The sequence below is a fragment of the Pseudoalteromonas sp. TB64 genome (genome assembly GCF_000498095.1).
GTDB lineage: Bacteria > Pseudomonadota > Gammaproteobacteria > Enterobacterales > Alteromonadaceae > Pseudoalteromonas.
In genome coordinates this window covers 12,011-33,311 of sequence record NZ_AUTQ01000274.1, presented here as the reverse complement: position 1 = coordinate 33,311, position 21,301 = coordinate 12,011, and the positions used below count along the sequence as shown (strand labels likewise).

The 21,301-nt window shown below is 39.2% G+C and carries 16 protein-coding genes, 2 tRNA genes and 1 pseudogene; 7 read left to right on the top strand and 12 right to left on the bottom strand.

The genetic code is table 11. The features are described 5' to 3' along the window. Positions 1-256: 256 nt before the first annotated feature. The 3 genes and pseudogenes from L647_RS0123070 to L647_RS1000000125545 all read left to right on the top strand — a co-directional run. Positions 257-333 (top strand) — tRNA-Val (locus tag L647_RS0123070). Between the two features lie 26 nt (positions 334-359). Further along, positions 360-436, top strand: a tRNA-Val gene (locus L647_RS0123065). 572 nt (positions 437-1,008) lie between these two features. Then, a pseudogene (locus tag L647_RS1000000125545) lies at positions 1,009-1,552 on the top strand (transposase); the annotation flags it as partial. 148 nt (positions 1,553-1,700) lie between these two features. Here the strand turns inward: L647_RS1000000125545 and L647_RS0123060 are convergent. Beyond that, positions 1,701-2,462, bottom strand: coding sequence for a 2-keto-4-pentenoate hydratase (locus L647_RS0123060; protein WP_024594156.1), 762 nt, complete (start codon positions 2,460-2,462; stop codon positions 1,701-1,703). Positions 2,463-2,650: 188 nt separating this feature from the next. Here L647_RS0123060 and L647_RS0123055 point away from each other — a divergent pair, with 188 nt between their 5' ends. From L647_RS0123055 to L647_RS0123045, 3 genes are all read left to right on the top strand, one after another. Next, positions 2,651-5,482, top strand: coding sequence for a TonB-dependent receptor (locus L647_RS0123055; protein WP_024594155.1), 2,832 nt, complete (start codon positions 2,651-2,653; stop codon positions 5,480-5,482). 172 nt (positions 5,483-5,654) lie between these two features. After that, positions 5,655-6,392, top strand: coding sequence for a FadR/GntR family transcriptional regulator (locus tag L647_RS0123050; RefSeq protein WP_024594154.1), 738 nt, complete (start codon positions 5,655-5,657; stop codon positions 6,390-6,392). Positions 6,393-6,460: 68 nt separating this feature from the next. Then, the gene (locus tag L647_RS0123045) at positions 6,461-7,195 is read left to right on the top strand and encodes a FadR/GntR family transcriptional regulator (protein ID WP_024594153.1); all 735 of its coding nucleotides are present in this window, start codon (positions 6,461-6,463) and stop codon (positions 7,193-7,195) included. A gap of 101 nt (positions 7,196-7,296) precedes the next feature. On the opposite strand, the gene L647_RS0123040 is transcribed toward L647_RS0123045, so the two are convergent. The 11 genes from L647_RS0123040 to L647_RS0122995 all read right to left on the bottom strand — a co-directional run bounded on the left by L647_RS0123040 (position 7,297) and on the right by L647_RS0122995 (position 18,706). Continuing rightward, entirely contained in the window at positions 7,297-7,917 is a 621-nt protein-coding gene (locus L647_RS0123040; protein ID WP_024594152.1) for a 2-dehydro-3-deoxy-6-phosphogalactonate aldolase, read from the bottom strand. Beyond that, entirely contained in the window at positions 7,908-8,915 is a 1,008-nt protein-coding gene (locus L647_RS0123035; RefSeq protein WP_024594151.1) for a 2-dehydro-3-deoxygalactonokinase, read from the bottom strand. The genes L647_RS0123040 and L647_RS0123035 overlap by 10 nt, the downstream gene beginning before the upstream one ends. Positions 8,916-8,933: 18 nt before the next feature. Further along, the gene (locus tag L647_RS0123030) at positions 8,934-10,097 is read right to left on the bottom strand and encodes a mandelate racemase/muconate lactonizing enzyme family protein (RefSeq protein ID WP_024594150.1); all 1,164 of its coding nucleotides are present in this window, start codon (positions 10,095-10,097) and stop codon (positions 8,934-8,936) included. Between the two features lie 10 nt (positions 10,098-10,107). Next, complete coding sequence (locus tag L647_RS0123025) at positions 10,108-11,535, bottom strand: NAD-dependent succinate-semialdehyde dehydrogenase (RefSeq protein WP_024594149.1); 1,428 nt, start codon at positions 11,533-11,535, stop codon at positions 10,108-10,110. A gap of 123 nt (positions 11,536-11,658) precedes the next feature. Further along, positions 11,659-12,597, bottom strand: a complete 939-nt coding sequence (locus tag L647_RS0123020; RefSeq protein ID WP_166376804.1) for a hypothetical protein — start codon at positions 12,595-12,597, stop codon at positions 11,659-11,661. Positions 12,598-12,643: 46 nt separating this feature from the next. Beyond that, complete coding sequence (locus L647_RS0123015) at positions 12,644-13,423, bottom strand: glucose 1-dehydrogenase (RefSeq protein WP_024594147.1); 780 nt, start codon at positions 13,421-13,423, stop codon at positions 12,644-12,646. Positions 13,424-13,434: 11 nt separating this feature from the next. Then, on the bottom strand, positions 13,435-15,006 hold the full coding sequence (locus L647_RS0123010) for a sugar porter family MFS transporter (RefSeq protein ID WP_024594146.1): 1,572 nt from the start codon (positions 15,004-15,006) through the stop codon (positions 13,435-13,437). A 201-nt stretch (positions 15,007-15,207) separates the two neighbouring features. After that, positions 15,208-16,083 carry an SMP-30/gluconolactonase/LRE family protein gene (locus L647_RS0123005; protein ID WP_024594145.1) on the bottom strand — a complete coding sequence of 292 codons (876 nt, stop codon included), beginning with the start codon at positions 16,081-16,083 and terminating at the stop codon, positions 15,208-15,210. Between the two features lie 17 nt (positions 16,084-16,100). Next, positions 16,101-16,958, bottom strand: coding sequence for a mandelate racemase/muconate lactonizing enzyme family protein (locus tag L647_RS01000000124870; protein ID WP_253948943.1), 858 nt, complete (start codon positions 16,956-16,958; stop codon positions 16,101-16,103). Between the two features lie 37 nt (positions 16,959-16,995). After that, positions 16,996-17,265, bottom strand: coding sequence for a hypothetical protein (locus tag L647_RS1000000126670; protein ID WP_253948942.1), 270 nt, complete (start codon positions 17,263-17,265; stop codon positions 16,996-16,998). 19 nt (positions 17,266-17,284) lie between these two features. Further along, positions 17,285-18,706, bottom strand: coding sequence for a sulfatase (locus tag L647_RS0122995; protein WP_024594144.1), 1,422 nt, complete (start codon positions 18,704-18,706; stop codon positions 17,285-17,287). Between the two features lie 344 nt (positions 18,707-19,050). Between L647_RS0122995 and L647_RS0122990 the strand changes: the two genes are divergently transcribed. Continuing rightward, positions 19,051-21,186, top strand: a complete 2,136-nt coding sequence (locus tag L647_RS0122990; protein WP_024613070.1) for a multiheme c-type cytochrome — start codon at positions 19,051-19,053, stop codon at positions 21,184-21,186. Positions 21,187-21,301: the final 115 nt, after the last annotated feature.

Here is a 21,301-nt window from a genome sequence, read left to right as displayed (position 1 = left end):
ATTTAAGTAAAATAAATAAAAGTACATCTGAAGGAAAAAGCACTACCTACTCTTGATCACCCGGTCCAAAGGTCAGTAGTTCGAATCCACTCATTCGTACCAAAATTTAAGTAAAATAAATAAAAGTACATCTGAAGGAAAAAGCACTACCTACTCTTGATCACCCGGTCCAAAGGTCAGTAGTTCGAATCCACTCAGTCGTACCAAATTTATTCTAATATCACAGAATAAATTTATTTAAGAATTCAAAAATTGTACGACTGTAGCTCAGTTGGTTAGAGCACTACCTTGACATGGTAGGGGTCGGTGGTTCGAATCCACTCAGTCGTACCAACATTTAAAAATCCTAAAAAAATTGTACGACCGTAGCTCAGCTGGTTAGAGCGCTACCTTGACATGGTAGAGGTCGGTGGTTCGAATCCACTCGGTCGTACCAATTAAACTCTATATTTCAAACAGTTAAAAATCCTATTCAATCTACTCGTTTAATTTTTTGTTGAAAATTAAATTCTTAGTTTTTTTATTATTTTGTATTCAAAATTTTAAAATAACGAGAGCCAAGCCTCAAAAGATCATCCTAAAAATTCCAGTTTTTATCGATTTGTGCCCAAACTTGTGCCCAAGCGCCCAAACCACTTTTTTAGCTCTTTAATCTTCCTCAAAATTAGACCCCTACCCTTGCAAATTCACAAACCTCAAATCACAAATTCCAAACCAAAAATTTCAAATCAGGTGACCACTACCCTAATATTTTCCGTGTCATTTCATGAAATATCCTATGACCCCTATTCTATAAACGTAAAAATCCAAGCAGTCACGCTTAACAGAGTTGATTTAATTAATTGTAGATATCCTTAGTTTCTTACTGGATATTATGCACAGAAGAATTCTTAATGGCTGGAAAAAATCAATTGGACAACAACATCAAAAAACGAAATCTAACAAATTAATCCACTAGATTACATCACCTCAATAATGTTTTGTCAGCCAGAGGCAAAGTCAACACTTGATTACTAGCTTTCAGTGCTTACTGATCTTAGTAATCGTGTGTTAAGGATATTTTTATTACCTGTGTTGATGAGTTAACAGGTTTTCCTGAGGCCATTGCGACTATTTTCCCAGAAACCGAAACTCAGCTATGCGTAATTCATCAAATCCGTAACTCAATGAAATACGTAGCGTCTAAGAATCAAAAAGCATTTATGGCTGATTTGAAACCTGTCTATAAAGCAGTCAGTTAGGAATAAGCTCAACTCGCACTTGATGAGTTAGAGGCTAAATGGGGAAATGCTTATCCATTAGTCATTAATTCTTAGCATAGGAAATGGCATAAATTACCCCATTACTTTAAGTACCCAGAGCGCATCCGGAAGATTATCTATTCCACCAATGCAGTGGAAGCAGTACATCATCAGTTCAGAAAATTAACCAAACCAAAGGGCACTCCCTAATGAAAATAGCTTACTGAAATTATTGTACGCAGGCATATTAAATGCGTCAGAGAATATGTAGGACGATGCCAATTCATAATTAGAGTCTCTGCTTATCCTAACTAGCTATTTATTTTGAAGGGCGTTTAGACAGCGTACTGGATATTTAAATAATTTAACTTTTCTTTTACCGTAAAATCAAAATACACGTGTAGGTTAGCTGTACAACGTAATTTAAAAGCGTTTGCTAACCTACAGAACCTCAATGTATCAACATGAAAATTCGACTGTAATCTCTCCTAAACCTTCGTACTTTATTGATGTTTTTTTATTTATATCTAATTGCATTAGACCGTTATAAGAGCCGGTAATAAAGATATGTCCTGCTTTTAATTCAAACCCATTTTCCGTTAAAAAGTTAATAGCCCAATATAAAGGAAGCTGCGGCAAACCTGCCGGATGCTTCCCTGCATAGCTTTGTAAATCTTCGCCCTGTTTAACATCAATATTTATATCACTGCTCTCGTATGCTTTTTTAACGTCTACTTTAGAGCCTAAATATACACCTTGATTAGATAATCCATCGGCCAATTTTTCATAGTGTGTTGCTTGATAACCCTCTGGAAATCTGTTTTGAATAAGCTCCAACGCTAAATGGGCACTACCAATGGCATTATCTATATCCTCATTTTTATATTCTTCATAGCTTGCTAGGTCTTTGTTTAACACAAATGCAATTTCTGGCTCAATGAGCGCTTTATTATTTTTTGTGAAAAGAGCACAACGTCCCATAGATTTAACCGGAGCATGCAAAAGTGGCGCGAGGATAATCGTGCCATCACCTGATGGAAGCATACATTTCCAACCATACACTTTTTGGTTATTTAGCTTAATCATCAACTTCTGAACTGCTAAAACGTCGTCTATAGAATTAAGCGTTATATCTGATGATAAGTCTGGTATCGCAATGCCTTGCTCTCTTTTATTTAGTAAATGCTTAGCGATATGTTCAAGCAAGATTGAGTTATCCACTGTAGTTCCTTTTTTGCTATTGAAAGTTATTTGCATAGTAATAATAACAGTGTTCTTGACAATTAAACATATGATGTTTAGATTTGTCGAACGTTACTCTTTTGCGAATTTACTTCTTGTTAAGTGAGTAAACTCTCAAAGGTTGAACTTTACCTGACGACACGACACACAAATATATGGAGATCACTATGCGTTCAAAGAAAAAAATTGCACTCGGTGTTTTAGCCGCTCTCTCAAGCTGTTCATTTGCTCAAGCTGCTACAAACGATAAAGTAAAAGACGATACTGAAGTCATTGTTGTAACGGGTGTTCGTTCAAGTCTCGAGGCCGCATCATCTCTAAAACGTTACAGCGATAGTGTTCAAGATAGTATTGTTGCTGAGGATATTGGTAAGTTTCCCGATCAAAATGTGGCTGAGTCTTTACAACGTGTTCCTGGTGTTTCAATTAACCGTGTAAATGGTGAGGGCTCAAAAATAACCGTTCGTGGTTTTGGCCCAGAATTTAACGTTGTTACATTAAACGGGCGCACATTAGCTACTTCTGAAATTGGTCGCTCGTTTGATTTTCAAGTATTAGCAGCTGAGCTAATATCGGGTGCTGATGTCGTTAAGTCGCCTACGGCTAAAACACCTGAAGGGAGCATTGGTGCTTATGTTAACGTTAAAACTGCACGCCCATTAGATAACCCCGGATTACATGTACTTGGCTCTATAAATGCCAAATACAGTGAACTTTCTGGCGAGACGAGTCCTGAATACTCTGCGTTATTTAGCAATACGTTTGCTGATGAAACATTTGGTTTTAATATTGCCCTTTCACAACAAAAAAGTGATAACCGATACGATTCAATGGGCACTACCCGTTGGTTATTACTCAATAATGAGCCAGGTGTGATTGAAGGCGACATTCATAATTTAGATGGCAATGTGGTTACGCCAACTATGCTTCGCCATGCTGGGCGAATTGAATACGCATTAGGGCAAGAGCATCGCGAACGTACAGGCATTAATACCAGTTTTCAGTGGGCACCAGATTCAAGCTTTACCAATACTTTTGATTACATGTATACGGATCTCTCAGTAGAAACTCAAACTCAAGGTTTGCAAGCCGGTTTACAGTATCCTAATTGGCGAAATGTGGTTGTATCAGACAACGGTACTATTTTATCAGGCACTAAGTTTTCGGGTAAAACACTGGGCGGAACTGGTGAAAATGTAGATTTTAGAATTGATGGTTTATTTCAAGAGCTGGAGTCAAAATCAAAAACACAGGCATTTGGGTTTAATTCTATAAAAGAATTTGATGTATTAACGCTTGAGTTTGATATAAGCCATTCAACATCAAAATCAACGCCGCGTAGCGACTTATTAGTTCCTAATTATATTTCACCGGAGCGAAACGACAGTTTAAATTTTGATTTTAGAAACACTGATACCGTTAATTTAGACACAACCATTGATTATGCTTCGCCGACAAGCGTGAGAGCACATTGGAATCAAGTTTCACATTACGAATTAGAAGACACGATTACAGAGCTGCAAACAAAAGGGAAATACCTACTCGATTTAGAGTTTGCTGAAAGCCTAACCTTAGATTCAATCGATTTTGGTATTGCGTATTCAGATCGCGAAAAAGTAAGGGATCGCTTTGAAACATTCCATGAAGATAACTGTGGTTTAGTAGCACCGAATGCCGATATTTGTGGCGAACTTAGAGATATGCCTGATGACATATTTTCAGCAAGTCCCTATTCAGATTTTTTAAGTAGTGAGCCAGGTAATTTTCCGCGTGACTTTTTGTTTGCTGATATAAATAAATACCATAGCGCTATTCGTGATATGACCAAAAATCCAAATTGGCCAAACGAGCAATATAACGAAATCGCATCATCAAGCGTCACCGAAGAGAAAATAAGTGCTTATTCGCAGTTTAATCTCAGCGGCTTAATTGGTGATTACGATTGGCGCGGTAATGTGGGAGTCCGTTATGTAAAAACGGATACAAGCTCAAGCGGTTACGGCAAAAGGCGCCTAGGTTATACGGGCGAGCTTGATAATGGCCAACCTTTATTAGTTGTTGATTACACAGACTCAGGAAGCCTTAAAGCCAAAAATAGTTACACTAACTGGTTACCTAGCGCTAATTTTAGTATTAATTTAAGTGATAACTTATTGGTAAGAGCCGCAGCGGCTAAAGTTATGTCGCGCCCTGCCATTGACGACATTGGCGTACAAACAACGTATACCGATATGCAAGCAGGTAGCTTTTCTCAAACAGGTGGCAATCCTTATTTAGCACCTTATAAAGCTAATCAATACGATTTATCTTTTGAATATTATAGTGATAGCGGCGATTCTTACGCGGTTAACTTTTTCAAAAAGGATATATCTAGCACAATTGCACAAATAACTTATCTAGATAATACGCCTGATATTTGGGATGGGTCGCAATACGTTGATTCATCAGTAAGTATTGATGGATACGGCAATGTAAACGAAACTATTAATACTAAACAAAACCAATCAGGCGGCTCAATTACTGGAGTAGAACTTGCTGTACAACATAATATGGATTATTTACCGAGCTTTTTAAATGGCTTAGGTGTGCAAGCAAACTATACATGGGCTGATACTACAAATAAAAACACACAAAAAATAGAGCTTCCAGGTGTGACCGACCCAGGTGATAAATTAGAGGGGTTTGCCGAAAACTCTTATAACATTGTTGTCTACTACGACAAAAATGCATTTCAAGCGCGTTTAGCTTACAACTGGCGAGATGACTTTTTAAGTAGCCGAGCTGGTATACGCAGTGGTGGATTACCAGAGCATACTGCGGCTTATGGTCAGCTCGACTTTAGTATGTCTTATGCGGTTAACGATAACTTTACGCTAACAGGCGAAGCAATAAATATAACTGATGAACGTACCTATCAATATGCCGATGTAAAAGAGCGCGTTATTAATACCCAATATACTGGTCCGCGTTACCGTATAGGTATACGCGCTAAGTTTTAACGCTTTATTGAAATAACCCAAATTGCTATAAAGATCGCTCATCAGCGATCTTTATTATATTCCCACTATGTCAGTTTTAAACATATAAACAACGATTAAAATTAGTTACCACTCCCCCTATTTTGTGCACATTACATTGACCAGCCAAACATAATATGTTTATATTAAAGATATGAGCGAACTTATATATTACGACCTAAAACAAACATCAGGAATGGCAGCAAGCCTTTCTGTTCAAGTGGCTAAAGAAATTGGCAGACGCATTGTGTCTGGATCATTTGAAGCCGGCAGTTTAATTGATGATGAAGATGCACTCGCTAAACGCTACCAAGTAAGCCGTGTAGTAGTACGCGACGCGGTAAAAATCTTAGTAAGCAAAGGCCTACTTGATGTACGCAGAGGTATTGGTACGCGTGTACTACCTCGTGATAGATGGAATATGCTAGACGATGACGTATTAGCATGGCATTTATCAGCACCACCTAATCGTAAATTTTTAGAGCAATTAATGGACGTGCGCCTAGCCTTTGAGCCAAAAGCAGCACGTTGGGCAGCTGAACGTGCGCGCCCTGAGGATTTAATTGAAATTGCAGCCGCATGCGAGCGCATGGCTAAAACAGATAACAGCGTAGAAGATTTTATTATTGCTGATTCTTTATTTCATAAGGCCATTATAAAAGCAGCGCAAAATAGCTTTTTAGCTTCTATGGAAGGCGTTATTTATTCTGCACTTTTAGTTAGTATTAAAGTAACAAATAAAGACCCGCGCGATAACGGTGCATCTATTCCGTTTCATCGTGAAGTGTACGAAGCCATTGCTGCAAAAGATGGCGATAAAGCCGAATTTCTCACCGAAAAACTCCTTAAAGATGCCAGCTTTCGTCTTTCTGCGACAGTAAATAACAAATAGCCATTGTTTATTGTCGCAAATTCATATAAATAGTACGTATAAATAAATAATACGGACACTAAGATACTATGAGCGAATTAACATACTACGATCTAAGACGCAGCAGTGCCATGTCACCTAGCTTACCGGTACAGGTAGCTAAAGAATTAGGCCGTAGAATTGTTGCTGGCACATATACTCCTGGCACACTGATTGATGATGAAAACCGTTTAGCTGAACGTTTTCAAGTAAGTCGAGTTGTTGTTCGTGATGCAGTAAAAATTCTTGTTGGTAAAGGGCTTTTAGATGTACGCAGAGGCATTGGCACTCGTGTAAAAACCCGTGATAACTGGGCGTTGCTTGACGATGATGTTCTTGCGTGGCATTTAAGCGCCCCACTTAATCCTGAGTTTTTAACTCAATTAATGGAATTTCGTTTAGCATTTGAGCCCAAAGCAGCCAGTATTGCAGCGCTTCGCGCAGAGCCTGAAGATATTAAAGCCATTGAAGATGCATTAAATGAAATGCAAAGCTCGGTAAGCGATTTAGATAAGTTTGTTATTGCTGATGCACATTTTCATGGCGCTATTTTACGCGCTTCTCATAATGAGCTATTTATTTCGATGGAATGCGTTATTTTTTCAGCGTTGCTTGTGAGTATTAAAGTAACAAACCAAAGTGCACAAAGTAATCATGCTTCTATTCCGTTTCACCGAGAAGTATTTGATGCTATTGCCACCGGTAATAGCGAAAAAGCACAAGCCCTTACAGAAAAGCTTTTAGCTGATGCTAAAGCAAATTTAGCTAAGTTAATGGATATTTAATTTATTTTAAATAGCACCGCTAACTCATCATTTAATGTGAGAGGAATGATGAGTAGCGATGCAAGCACAACAACGTTTATCGCAATTTAATTAAAAATTAATTAAAGATAATATTCAGCATAATTTTTAGCATTAGTCGTAAATTCTTCTAAACCCATTCCTGATTTATACAAGCCGCTTCCTAAACCAAAACCCGATGCCCCAGCATTAACAAATTCATCCTGGTTTTGAGGCGATACACCGCCCACAGGGTAAATATCAATACCCGAAAGCACTGTTGTAATTGCTTTTAAGCCTTTTGGGCCAGCTGTATCTGCTGGAAATAACTTAAGCGCGTCGGCACCAGCATGCAGTGCAGCAAAACCTTCAGTGGGTGTATAAAATCCTGGTACGCTGTATAATCCTTTTAATTTACTATAACGGATCACCTCTACATCGCTATGCGGCGATATAATAATACGCCCACCCGCTTCAATTACCTGATCAACTTCGTCTTTAGTAACAACCGTGCCCGCGCCAATAATGGCTATATCTGCGTATTTATCACTTAATAACTTAATACTTTTTAATGCCTCAGGAGAATTAAGTGGCACCTCAATAACGCGGTAACCAATATCAATAAGTACTTTTGCATAATCAAGCACTTCATTTGGTGTAATACCGCGTAAAATAGCAATCAGTGGTAGTTGCTTCATAGCATGAGTTAACGTAATTAATGACATAATTGAGTTTCCTTTTTAGTTAAAAGACCGGCCTGTACAGCTAGTGTAAACATGCCTTTAGTAGATGCCGTAGCACTGTTTAAAATAGAAGAAGTGAAGCCGAGTTCTTTTAATGCTTCACAATAGAGAGTGTTTAAACTTGAGTTACCAATTAAATAAACATGCTTAATGTCGTTTAGCTTACTTTTAATACCCGCAAGCTCAGCGCCAATAAGTAAACCAGATAAGTAACTAGGTACGTTTTGCAGCGTTAATTGTTTATCTAGCTTTAAAGTACGCGCACTAAATAATGCACTTAATAAACTGCTCTGAACTTGACTAACACCAACGCCTTTTAAAAAACTTGGCATATCTGTTGGTGTTTTATCTAGTGACTCTAGCCCTTCACCTAAAATGCTTTGTTTAGTCAATAAATCAAACATTTCGCCGGTCATGAACGTACTAAGACTTGTAATAACCGTTTTTTGGTCAGTATCTTTTGCAACTTGAACCCACTTAGAGTGAGTACCGGGTAGGCAAAACATAGTCTCACTCAATGTTTGATTACTTAGCTCACCCGCTGTTTGCTCTACATCTAATACAGCGCCAAATACTTGTACTTCTTCACCGCGCATTACATCGCATACATTATTTTCCATAACGTATTTAACACCCGGCACAATACTAATTTGTAAGCCTGCTTTATTATTTGCTTTACAAAGGTTTACGCTCATACTACCGAGATTAGCTGGCGCATTTACATAGCCTGTATCTTGCCAACCTATAGCACCGCCTACCATACCCGCCATAATAATCGGCATTTTATGCTTTGATAACCAGCCTGATATATAACTAAGTAATACGGTTTCTAAACAGTCATTTTTAATACAAAGTACGCCCTGTTCACCATTAACAGTATCTAAAATGCTGCCTTTGCCATCGACTAAAAAAGCTCTAAAGTTAGAGCTTCCCCAATCAACCACAATTAATGCTGGTAAGTTGCTTTTGTTATCGCTCATAAGCCTTGCCCTTATTTATTAAATTGATACTTCGTAATGTTTAATAAAATCAAGGTCGGGCTCAATACCAAGGCCTGGACCTTGTGGTAGCGCAACTGTTCCGTTGTTATTTTTAACTTGCTCGTTAATATTTAGAGACTCTTGCAATAACTGCTCTCTAAATAAGTTTGGCGTTGTATCGTACTCAAGCATAGGTTGTACTGGGTGTGCAGCACCTGGTAAATCAGGTAACGCAGCTAATAAATGTAGATTAGTACCTACCGCAATAGCCGAACCCCACACATGGTTTATAACAGGCACAAAATGCGCGTGTGCCATAGCTAATACTTTTTGATATTCGGTAATACCACCGAGCGCACACACTTCTGGCTGGAGTAAATCAACGCAGCGGTTTTTAATTAAGTCTCTAAAGCCCCAGCGGGTAAATTCGGCTTCGCCACCGGCAATGCTCATATCAAGTGCTTCACATAAATCGCGATAGCCTTGATGATCCTCTGGTGCAACCGGTTCTTCAAACCAGTACACGCCTAAATTTTGCAGCTCTCGACCTAGCGGAATAGCTTCGCGCGCTGTATATGCATGGTTAGCGTCAACCATTAGGCGCATATCGCGGCCAATACCTTTACGTACAGCTTCAACAAGCTTTATATCGCGGTCTGGCGAAAGGCCTATTTTCATTTTCATGGCCGTAAAGCCCATTTCTTTAATGCGTTGGCTTTCTTCGGTAAAGCGCTCTTCCAGGTTTGGAAATTTTTGTAGCATCATGCCGTAACCATAAGCCGGAATGCGGTCTCTAAAAGCCCCCCCTAGTAACTTATAAACGGGTTGATCTAAAAATTTACCTGCAATGTCCCACAGAGCAATATCTACACCAGATAAAGACTGAATAGGCATGCCTTTTTGGCCATGATCGCGCAGTAAGTTATAAACTTTATGCCAAATCACTTCTCTGTCGAGTGGGTCCATGCCCAAAATCATAGGCTGAATTACATGCTCAACAATTGTTTTATTGGCAAACGCAACGCCGCCACCGCCAAAACATTCGCCCCAACCTGTAATACCGATATCCGTACGAACTTCAACTAAATGTGCGGTACGTTTAGCGTAATACTGCTGCGAATAACCAAGTTCTTCTTCTAGGTCGTACTGTAAAACGTGGCTAATAATTTGTGTGATTTTCATAGTCTGTTCCTTAAACCTTTAACGCGCGAGAAACACGTTTATATGCAAGGTAGTCATCTAAAGCTAACAACGAACAATCAACACCCACGCCCGATTGCTTAATACCAAAATGAGGTAAATTAATGCTGTATTTAATGCCGTTTACTTGTACTTCGCCAAAGCGTAAATGTTTTGCAAAGTAAGAAATAGTCTCTTCGTTACTACTAAAAATAAATGAACTTAAACCAGCGTCCGTGTCATTTGCATCGCTAAGTACCTGTTCGTTATCACTAAACGTAATAATACTAATAACAGGGCCAAATATTTCGTCTTTGTATAGATTCATGCTCGAATCTACATTTGTAAGTACGGTTGGTTCGTAAAAATACCCATTAACGCCTGTAGGTTTTTTACCACCTAATTGCAATTGTGCGCCTTTTTGCTGTGCATCTTTAACTAGTTCATCAATACGTTGCCATGAGCTAGCATCCATAACAGGGCCCATATCAATGGCCTCGTTTTTATCAAAACCAACTTTTACTGCTTTTGCACGAGTAAGTACTTTTTCAATAAATTCATCAGCAACGCTTTCGTGTACAAATACACGATTTGGGGTAACACAAATTTGCCCTGCGTTGGCAAACTTAACGCCACAAATCACATCGGCTGCGTTATCTAAATTTGCATCGCTACATACAATGGCAGGTGCATTACCACCAAGCTCCATTGAATAACGCTTGATTGACGTAGCACCTGTTGCAATTACATGCTTACCCACATTAGTAGAACCAATTAAAGTAAGTACAGAGGGAATAGTTGACGCTGAAATAGCATCGCCTACGGTGCTATCTGTGCCCGAAAGTATGTTAACCACACCTGCTGGCAAGCCGATTTTTTCACATAATTCGCCTACAGCATAAGCAGACAAAGGCGTTTTGCTTGACGGTTTTACTACAAGCGGACAACCCGCAGCCATTGCTGGCCCTAATTTATAAGCCAAATTTAATAATGGAAAATTCCATGCTAAAAATGCAGCCGCTACACCAACAGGCTCACGCGAAAGAACGTGGCTGTGTGTACCTTCATTATCTTTTAATTCTTCATCGGCGATATTAACAATGGCATCAGCGTAAAAATTAAGGCTATCAACTAACATTTGAAAGTCGTCAGCGGTTGACTGCCATGGTTTAGCCATTTCTAAATGTACGCATTCACGTAAGTGTTGCTCGTTTGCAATTACTGCATCACGCAGTTTAAGCATCCATTGAGCACGCTCTGTTGCAGGCGTTGTTGACCAACTTGAAAATGCTTCTTGCGCAGACTCTAAGGCCATGTTTGCTTCATTAATACCTGCAGCCGAAATTTCGCCTACAACTTCGAGTGTTGCAGGATTAATAATTTCGGTCGTTGCGTCACTCGTTATTAATTTTCCACCAATATACAGTTGTTTAGAAAGCATTCTGTCGCTCCATTATTATCTACAACACCCTAAGGGCTAAATGACTAAAGTAAGACACACAGGCCTTAATACATAATAACTATTTAAACATATGATGTTTGATTGAGCAAACACAAAATACATTTAGTTAACAAAAAAACTCATATGCCAAGATTTATGAGCATTGCCTTTAATTAAGCCCTCCTCTTCACTCGCCATGGCTTTGTGTAAAGAATCGCTATTGCCTATACAAGGTTCTATCCCAAGTACAAAAGGGGGTAGCTGCTCATTGGCAGACCAACCGTTGTAATTAAACCAAAGCCCTAAGTGACTTATGTTTGTTGATGAAAATTCAAACCCGCAGCTTTGCTGAGCTTTATCATCAACCAGTTTTACAATTATACTTTGATCTTTATGAGTGCCCGTATTTAAGTGTTTGCTAAAAACCTTACTTGCAAAACCACTGTTATAGGGCATAACTTTATTTAGCGGCGGGACTTTAGTTGAGCACTCACTCCAGTTAATAAAGGCACTATTAACGTTATAAAAATGACTTAGCCCTTCATCAACTTTAAACTCCATATGTTTGTTATTTATTAAAATACGCATCTCTGGTTTTATGGCAAAAATAGGATGCGCTGACCAAACAAAAGGGAGATTGTGAGTTGTGTTATTTTTTACGTGGTAATCAACAAGCAGCCGCTTACTGTGTTTTTTTAAGGTAAACGTTCTTATAAATGTAAAAGTAGAGTCAAAAACCTCAGCTTGTAAGCTAAGTATTATCTCTTCATCGCTAATATGGGTATTAGTTATTTGCCATGCTTGGCACCACAACTCACCATGATCATGTGAAAAATGTGTTTTATTGGGGATATGTTCGTACAGCTGAGGAGAAATACCCGGAAAACATTCATCCCAACCACCGCTATCATGCTCAGAAAAGTCATTATTTTTTGCAGGTTTTAAAGTGATTTGTTTATCGTGAGCAAGCCACTCTCTATTGTGTTTTAAGCTTACAATAGAGATGACTTTTGCACCCAACTGAGGAATAACTGTAATAGCAAGCTCACTATTTTTTAGCAAAATAGCCTCAAAACCATGAGCCTTACAGTGTGTTAAGTTAAGCACTTTAATCGTGATAAATTACAGAACGGCCACCATCAATGATTAAGCTTTGCCCTGTCATAAAACTCGAATCTGAACTGGCTAAAAACACGGCTGGGTAAGCAATTTCTTCAGTTGTTCCATTTCGTTTTAGAGGATGTACATCGCCCATTGCTTTGCGTGAAGCTTGCGGATCGTCTGTTTGCTCCCACGACTTAAACGCCATAGGTGTTTCTATCATGCCTGGGCACAATGCGTTTACTCGTATGTTGTGCTTTGCGTATTCAACGGCTAAGTTTTTAGTTAACCCTATAACCGCATGTTTAGTTACCGCATACGGAAAATACCCCGGTACAATTTTATAAGAATGTACAGAACCTACATTTATAATACTGCCACGGCCTAACTCTTTCATATGCTCAAGTACGGCTACAGCACACTGCCACATACCTTCAACATTAACCGCAAAGCTATCACGCCACATTTGTGGCGTAACGTCATCTACGTTTCGCCCGGGGCTAATTAAAGCCGCGTTATTAACTAAAATACTGGGCTTGCCGAGCTCATTAACTACTTTTTCAACCATGTTTTTTATAGCCGTTTCGTCGCTAATATCGGTATGAGCAAAAATAGCATCAAACCCTTTGCTTTTTAGCTCTGCTACAACACTTTCACCCATTTCTTTATTTATATCAGCAACACACACTTTAGCGCCTTGCTCACAAAATACGCGTGCTACTGTTTTTCCAATTCCATCGGCTGCGCCAGTGACAATAGCAACTTCGTTTAATAATCGTGATGACATAGTTATATTCCTTATTTATTGAGCCCAGGGACCAAATCGCGTTCAATGGCCTCAATAGACTTGCCCTTAGTTTCGGGAAGTATGAATGCCATAACAATGCAGCCTACAATAGCGACGCCTCCGTAATATAAAAACGTATTTGCTGCGCCCATGTTCTCTAATTGCCAAGGGAAAAACTGCTGAATACTCCAGCTAGAAATACTCTGTACTAAGGCGGCAAAGGGTAGCGCAACACTGCGTACTCGGCTTGAAAATATCTCCGAGAATATCACCCACATTATTGGCCCTATCGACATATTAAAGGCGGCTAAAAATGCGAATAATCCAAATAAAACATACGCAGGACTAATATTTATAGAAGCATTAATAATTGCACCGGTAACAACTGGTAGCTCTTTTTTACTGTAAATAGTGGCTAGATCTGCTTTTAGCGCAACATCAGTGCTGTATATTTTATTTTCGAAAACGTGCAGCTTTGTAATATCTACTTTTTGCTCTGCAACTTTGGTTATTGCTTCACTGTTGAGTGAGTACGTGGCATTTTCAAAACCATACCAAATTGATACATGCGCAACAGCAATAAGCAGTAAACCGGTAATAGTTAATGTTCTTCTGCCAAGTTTTTCAACAAAGAATATGGCGACCAATGTAAATAATACAGATACCGCACCAAGTACTATTGTTTGTAAAAAAGAGTTTTCGACGCTCATACCTATTTGTTCAAACACGGTAGGTGCATAAAACAATACGGCGTTCATGCCGGTTGCGCCCTGCACTACCGCGTAACATACAGCAAGTAGCACAACAAAACGCATAGGCTTACTAAACAATACTTTAAGTTGCTCTAGTGCACTGTTTTTTGAATCTTCTTGAATGGTTGCTTTAATATCATTAAGTACTACTTCGGTATCGGCGTTATTGATCCCCATACCTTTGAATACAGCGCGTGCTTCTTCATCACGTTTTTTGCTCATTAACCAGCGCGGCGATTCAGGAATCGTCATTAATAACGAAAACCAAATAATATTAGGCACAATTTCAAAGCCAAGCATATAACGCCAAATATTGGCTTCATTTAACCATTCAATTGAGCCCATGTTTTTAACAAAAAAGTAATTAACAACAAACGCAAATAAACTACCTAACGTTATAAGCAACTGATTAACTGATACAAATTGGCCGCGTTTATTAGCGGGTGCAATTTCACCAATATACATAGCTGAGACAGTTATAGAGGCAAATGCGACCCCTCCTATAAAGCGTCCAACAACCAGCATGGGGTAACTTACCGCAAAAGCAGAAATAACCGTAGAGAGTGAATATGTTAAAGCAATGCCAATAAGTACCTTTTTACGACCAAATTTTTGGCATAAAGTACCTGTAAAAAATAGTGCGATGATTACGCCAACAATGGCGCAACCCACTACATTACCTGTTTGTAAACTGGTTAGCTCAAACTGCGAACTAACATAGCGTAACGCCCCCGATATATTGGCCGCGTCTAGGCCAAATACAAATCCGCCAAATGCTGCAATGAGGGAGTACTTAATTGCTTTTGTTGATTGTGTGTGTGTGTCTTTCAATGTATTACCCTTAGTTTTATTTTTATACTTTTACTGTGTTGGTAATGAGTGCTCTACAACATATAAAAGAATAACATTGATAGAATTAGTAAAAACAATATAAACATATGATGTTTATGTGTGCAATGTGTTTTTCCTCTCACATCTAATTAATGTAAGAGGAAAAAACACAAAATTAATATTTAAAGTGAATACGTAAAATTAAAAGCCGTCTATTTTAACGCAAGGCTCAAATACACCTTTTACCGCATTTTTAAATGCAAGCGTAGCGCCGTGAGGTATAGCATTAAATGGGGTATCTTCTAGGCCACATTGTGCTGACGTTACGTAAAGTGTTGTACCATCGTCGCCAAACGCTGGGCATGTAGGGCGAGGTGTTTGAGTCGCTAAGCTTTGAATTACCTTAGCTTCGGGCGATATGCAATCTACACGTGCGCCATCCCAAAGTGCAATCCACATGTTGCCTTCGCTATCAATTACAGCGCCATCAGGTGATACAGCTGAGCTCGAATAGTCAAAAAACAACACACTTTCTCCTATTGGCGTACCCGTAAGTGAGTCGACGTCAAATCGGTAAATTTTTTGCGTTTTTGAATCTGCGTAATAAGCTCTAGCACGCGACTTATCAAAACAAATACCATTGGGTATGGTTAAATCACTAACAACTTGAGTAAGTACGCCGTTGTGAAAACGATATATTGCCCCTTCGTTTTCGTGAGCATCGCCGTGCATTGTGCTTATCCAAAACCCACCCCACGGATCGGCACGCCCATCGTTACTGCGGTTGTCAGGTTTATCTGCTTCAACGCTGCACAAAAAAGTTTGCTTATGCGTGCTGGTATTATAGGTATTTAGGCCTTTATCACTTGCTAGTAATAAGGTTTCATTGTTTACCCAAGCCAGAGCGGTAACCATATCATCTAAGCGTTGCTCAACTTTATGGTCGCCTTTTTTGCTGTGCAAAATATGGTTTGGAAAATCAACCCAATAAAGCGTTTGTGTGATCGGGTGCCACAAAGGCCCCTCGCCTACAAAATTTAGTGTGCTGTCAAAAACAGTCGCTGTAAGTGTATTCATTTAATTCTCTAAACTAGTTACCAGTTAGTATGTGAACCATCACGCTTTGATAAATGCGGTGCTTCGGTTTCTACAGGGGTTGCCAATCTAAACGCGGCTTCGTTCACTTCAACACCTAAACCAGGTACTTCAGGGATAGTAAACTTATTGCCTGTTAATACATGCTGCTTAGGAAAAAGAAGTGGATCATGGGCGCCAAACTCACTAAACGGACCTTGGTGTGTTTCCATTAAACCTAAATTTGGCAGCGCTGCAGCAAAGTGATTTGTTGCCGCTGTACACACAGGGCCAAGCGGGTTATGTGGCATAACATCGATATAATGTGCCTCAGCCCAACCAGCCACTTTCATTGCTTCTGTTAAGCCACCAATGTTACACACATCTACACGTAAATATTGAGTAAGCCCCTGCTCTATATAAGGCTTAGCTGCCCATTTAGAACTAAACTCTTCACCAATCGCAAAAGGAATATGCGTTAAAGTACGCAGCGTTTTATACGCATCAGGAGATTCATGACGAATCGGTTCTTCAATAAAATCGAGTGTATCGGGCTTTAAACGTTGGCAAAACGAAGCAGCCTCAGCCACGCTTAATCTGTGGTGGTAATCAATACCGAGTGTAATATCAGGCCCAAGTACTTTACGCAGCTCATTTAAACAACGAGCTGTGCGCGTTATAGATTCTTGTGGTTCAAAAAACACAGGGTCGTCAAAACGACTCGGTATCACTCTTATTGTTGTCCAACCTAGCGCAATAAGTGCTTTTGCTTCTTTAACTAAATCGTCAAATTTATCAGGATCGGCCTCTGTATAACAACACGCAAAGCACGCTATGTGCTCGCGTTGTTTGCCCCCTAATAACTGATAAACAGGCACTTGTAGTGACTTACCTAAAATATCATAAAGAGCAATATCAATGGCTGAAATAGCAGCNCGTAATTACACGGCCCCCTTCAAAATAATGGCTGCGGTAAAGCTCTTGCCAAATACGGCCAATTTTACGTGGATCTTGTCCTTTCAAAAATCCAGCAAAGTGATGTATCGCGCCAATAACTGCTTGCTCTCGATTTGATAAGCCCGATTCGCCCCAGCCAACTATGCCACATTCGGTTACTACTTTTACTAATAGCTGATTACGTTTCCCTACGCAGCCTAAAAGCGCTTCAACAGATTCTATTTTCATTATTATTACCTATGCGTTATTAAGGTTGAGTTGCTGGTAAACGGTATTTATCCATGCGGTCTATATCGTATTTTTCGTATTTTCTTTTTAATAACCAGCGCGGACGCTCTAACGTTAATTCCCATTCAAACAATGATTTAAACATAGTTTTAACACGTTCAGGATTTTTTGCTGCTAAATCTGTTTGTTCACTAATGTCTGTGCTTAGGTCGTATAGCTCTGCTGGGCGGTCTGGGTAACGAATAAGTTTCCAATCGTTATCGCGTATTACAGCTCTGTTTTCTTTTTTCCAGTACATCACTTTATGTGGGCGTGCTGTGTTTTTACCTTGAATATAAGGGAGTAAATCAACGCCATCAATATCATTACCTAACGCCTTACCTTGTGCGGCACTGTAAAAAGTAGGCAGTAGATCTAGTGTGCTTACTGGGTAGTCGTAAGTCGAACCTGGTTTAATATGTTTTGGCCAACTAATTAAGAATGGTACACGAATGCCCCCTTCTAACTGGTTTGATTTAGTCCCTGCAAGTGGTGCATTATTTGAGGCGTTTTTGTCAGATGGGCCACCGTTGTCGTTTGAAAAAACCACAATAGTATTATCATCTAAGCCTAGCTCTTTAAGTTTATCAAGTACATAACCACTGGCTCTGTCTAACCCTAGGGTCATTGCAGCAAGCTCTTTACGTTTGCCCGTTAAGTTTGGAAACTTAGCTAAATCTTTAGGATCTGATTCAAGCGGAGTATGTACTGCGTTAAAAGCTAGATAGATAAAAAAGGGTTCATCTTTGTTTTGTTCAATGTACTTAGCGGCTTCTTTACCTAACTCATCGGTTAAGTACTCTTTTGGCTCTTCGTAATTACCAAAGTCACGCTCTAATTTTTTATCGAAAAAATGTTTGTTTCCATTTTTCATTTCTTGTTCTGAATAGTTAAAGTAGCTTCTGTCGCCACCTCTAAACCCTAAAAAGGTATCAAAACCACGTTTTAAAGGATGAAACCTGTCGGCGTCACCTAAATGCCACTTACCAAATACCGCTGTTTTATAACCCTGCTCTTTAAGATAATCGCCCATTGTTTTTTGATCTAATGGCAAGCCCATATCTGCACCTTTAAGTGCTGAGTTATCGCTCATAAAACCAGGTACGTTAATTTCTTCGTAACCAAAACGTTGCTGGTACTTACCCGTCATTAAACCTGCGCGTGAAGGACCACAAGTAGAATCACTTACGTAACCTTGAGTAAAACGAACACCGCTTTGGGCAAGTTTATCTAAATTAGGTGTTTTAAGCTGCGTACTACCTTGAAAGCCAAAATCACCAAAACCTGCGTCATCAGCAAAAATTAAAACAATATTAGGTTTTTCTGTTTGTGCTTTTGCCATTGCATTAGCACTAACGCAAAAGCCTAAACATACAGAAAGAAGAACAAGTAGCTTATTCATCACAGTTTCCTATTTAATATAATAGTTAAGCACATAGCTAAAAAATATTAATTACACCATAGCTAACATATTGGTTATATTAGACTATTACGGCTAGTTAATTTAATGGTTGAGTTGTAAATAATGCGTTTATAAATCACAATATCGCTACACTAAACAAAACATAACAATATTGCAAACATATGATGTATGATATTTTGAAATTAATTTTTCAATTTCTCACTATTACTTAAGCCTAATAACAGCGTCAGCTTAAAGGCAAAGCTCATTTATTGAGTACTTAGCTGCGGCCTGTTATTTAGTTTTAAGTATGCATTGGTGTGCTATTAAAGGTGGATTCTAAAATGATAAATATAAAAAACAGCCTTTTTGTTGTTCTTTTTTTATGCAGCTGTTTTTCAGCGATTGCAAACGAGGAATGCCAGTCTTGTCATCAACAACAAACCCATGATTGGAAACAGTCAGACCATGCAAACTCAATGGCTTTAGCCAATAAAGATACCGTGCTTGGTGATTTTAATAATATAACCGCGACCCACTTTTCTCAAAAAGCCGTATTTTATAAAGAAAAAGAGTCCTTTTTAATTGATTTGACCGAGCAAGGCACTAAAAAAACGTACACCGTAAGTTATGTATTTGGCTTTGACCCATTGCAGCAGTATTTAATTGAAGTTGAAAAAGGCAAATACCAAGTATTTCCTTTTGCATGGGATAGTCGCGCTAAATCACTAGGCGGAAAGCGTTGGTATGCTAACTACGCTAACGAGGATGTAAAACCTAACGACCGTCTCCATTGGCTGCAACCTCTACAAAACTGGAACGGCATGTGCGCCGATTGCCATTCAGATAATTTAAAGCGTAATTTCAATAGTGAAAAGGAGCGCTTTGATACGCACTTTTCGAATATAAATGTGGGCTGTAAATCGTGCCACAGTGAGATTACTAACGAACACAAAACTAAAAAAGTGACTAAACCGGCTCAAACAAGCCCCACCAATATGTCGCAGTGGAAAATAATTGGCGATAATAAAATTGCTACTTGGCAAGGTGAGCCGCGCGATAACAGCTTTATGCAAGGTTGTTATGCGTGCCACTCATTGCGTAGCCCACTAACGGATGGTTTTGACAATAGCCAAGCGTTTTTAGACCAATTTAGCCCTTCATTTTTAGAACCGAATTTGTATCACGCCGATGGCCAAATTAAAGAAGAAGTGTATGTGTTTGGCTCTTTTGCACAAAGTAAAATGTACAAAGCCGGGGTTAACTGTGTTGACTGCCACGATAAACACACCATGAAAGTTAAAACAAAAACGAATGGGCTGTGCTTACAGTGCCACAGTGCCAGCGAATACAACAAACCCGAGCATCATCGTCATAAAGAACAATCAACCGGTGCACAATGTGTTAGCTGCCACATGCCAACCAACAGATACATGGGCGTTGATGACAGGCGCGACCACAGCTTTAAAATTCCGCGCCCTGACACATCAATAAAATACGATACACCTAATGCGTGTGTGCAATGCCACGACGGTCAAACCAACGAATGGGCAGCAAGCACGCTTGAAAAATGGCATGGTAAAGCACCGGCTTTGAGTGCAAGCGAGCACAGTATGCTTGAACTGCGCTCATTAAAAGCGATATCGCAAAATGCACATATGAGCTTAATTAATGACTTTTCGTTAAATGAAATAGACCGCGCCAGTGCAATTGCCTATTTAGGTAATTCGGGCGCTGAGCTAAACGATGCCACAGTAAAAAGTTGGGTTAATTCGCCGCTCCCGCTTATTCGCTTAGCGATTGCTAAAGTAGGCTTTTTACTCCCCGAAGCAGAGCGCTTAAAAAGCTACAAACAACTATTAACCGACAAATTAAAGTCGGTGCGTGTTGCTGCAGCGCAAAACCTAAGCCAAACAACAGCGCAGTTAAACGGGCTTAATCAATCAATTATAGAGCTTGCACACGCCAATACCGTCAATACATGGCGCGGTGAAGGCAACATCAATCAAAGTATGCTCGCGCTTAATAAACAAGACATAAACGGTGCTATAAAGTCGTTACAAAAAGGCATTAGCGTTGACCCTTACTTTGATGCAAGTTATGTAAATTTAGCCGATATTTATTATCGCCTTGGTCAAACAGCGAAAATGCAAAGCACGTTAAACAGTGGTTTAAAGGCCGTACCTACGTCTGCGTCGCTGCACTATGCAAACGGTATGGCGCTTATTAGAAGCGGTAACAAACCCGCTGCGGTTGACTCGTTTAAACACGCAATGGCACTTGAGAATAATAACGTGCAATACGCTTATTTATACTTTTTAGCACTAGATAGCATTGGCTCAACAGCGCAAGCCGTGAGTGAATTAAAACTCAAAATTGGTGCTTATAATAATGCGCCGCAGCTTAAAAATTTAGGAATGAGCTTTGCTCAAAAGCTTAAAAATGCTGAGGATTACCACTTTTTTGCTCGTTTAAAATAATTTTTAAAAATTGAATTATTTTTCATTCTAAATTTGTAATTTAGATTAGAGATTAAAATTCAAACACTTAACTTAATAATCTTGTGTTACTTAAACGGTAATACAAGGTTATAAC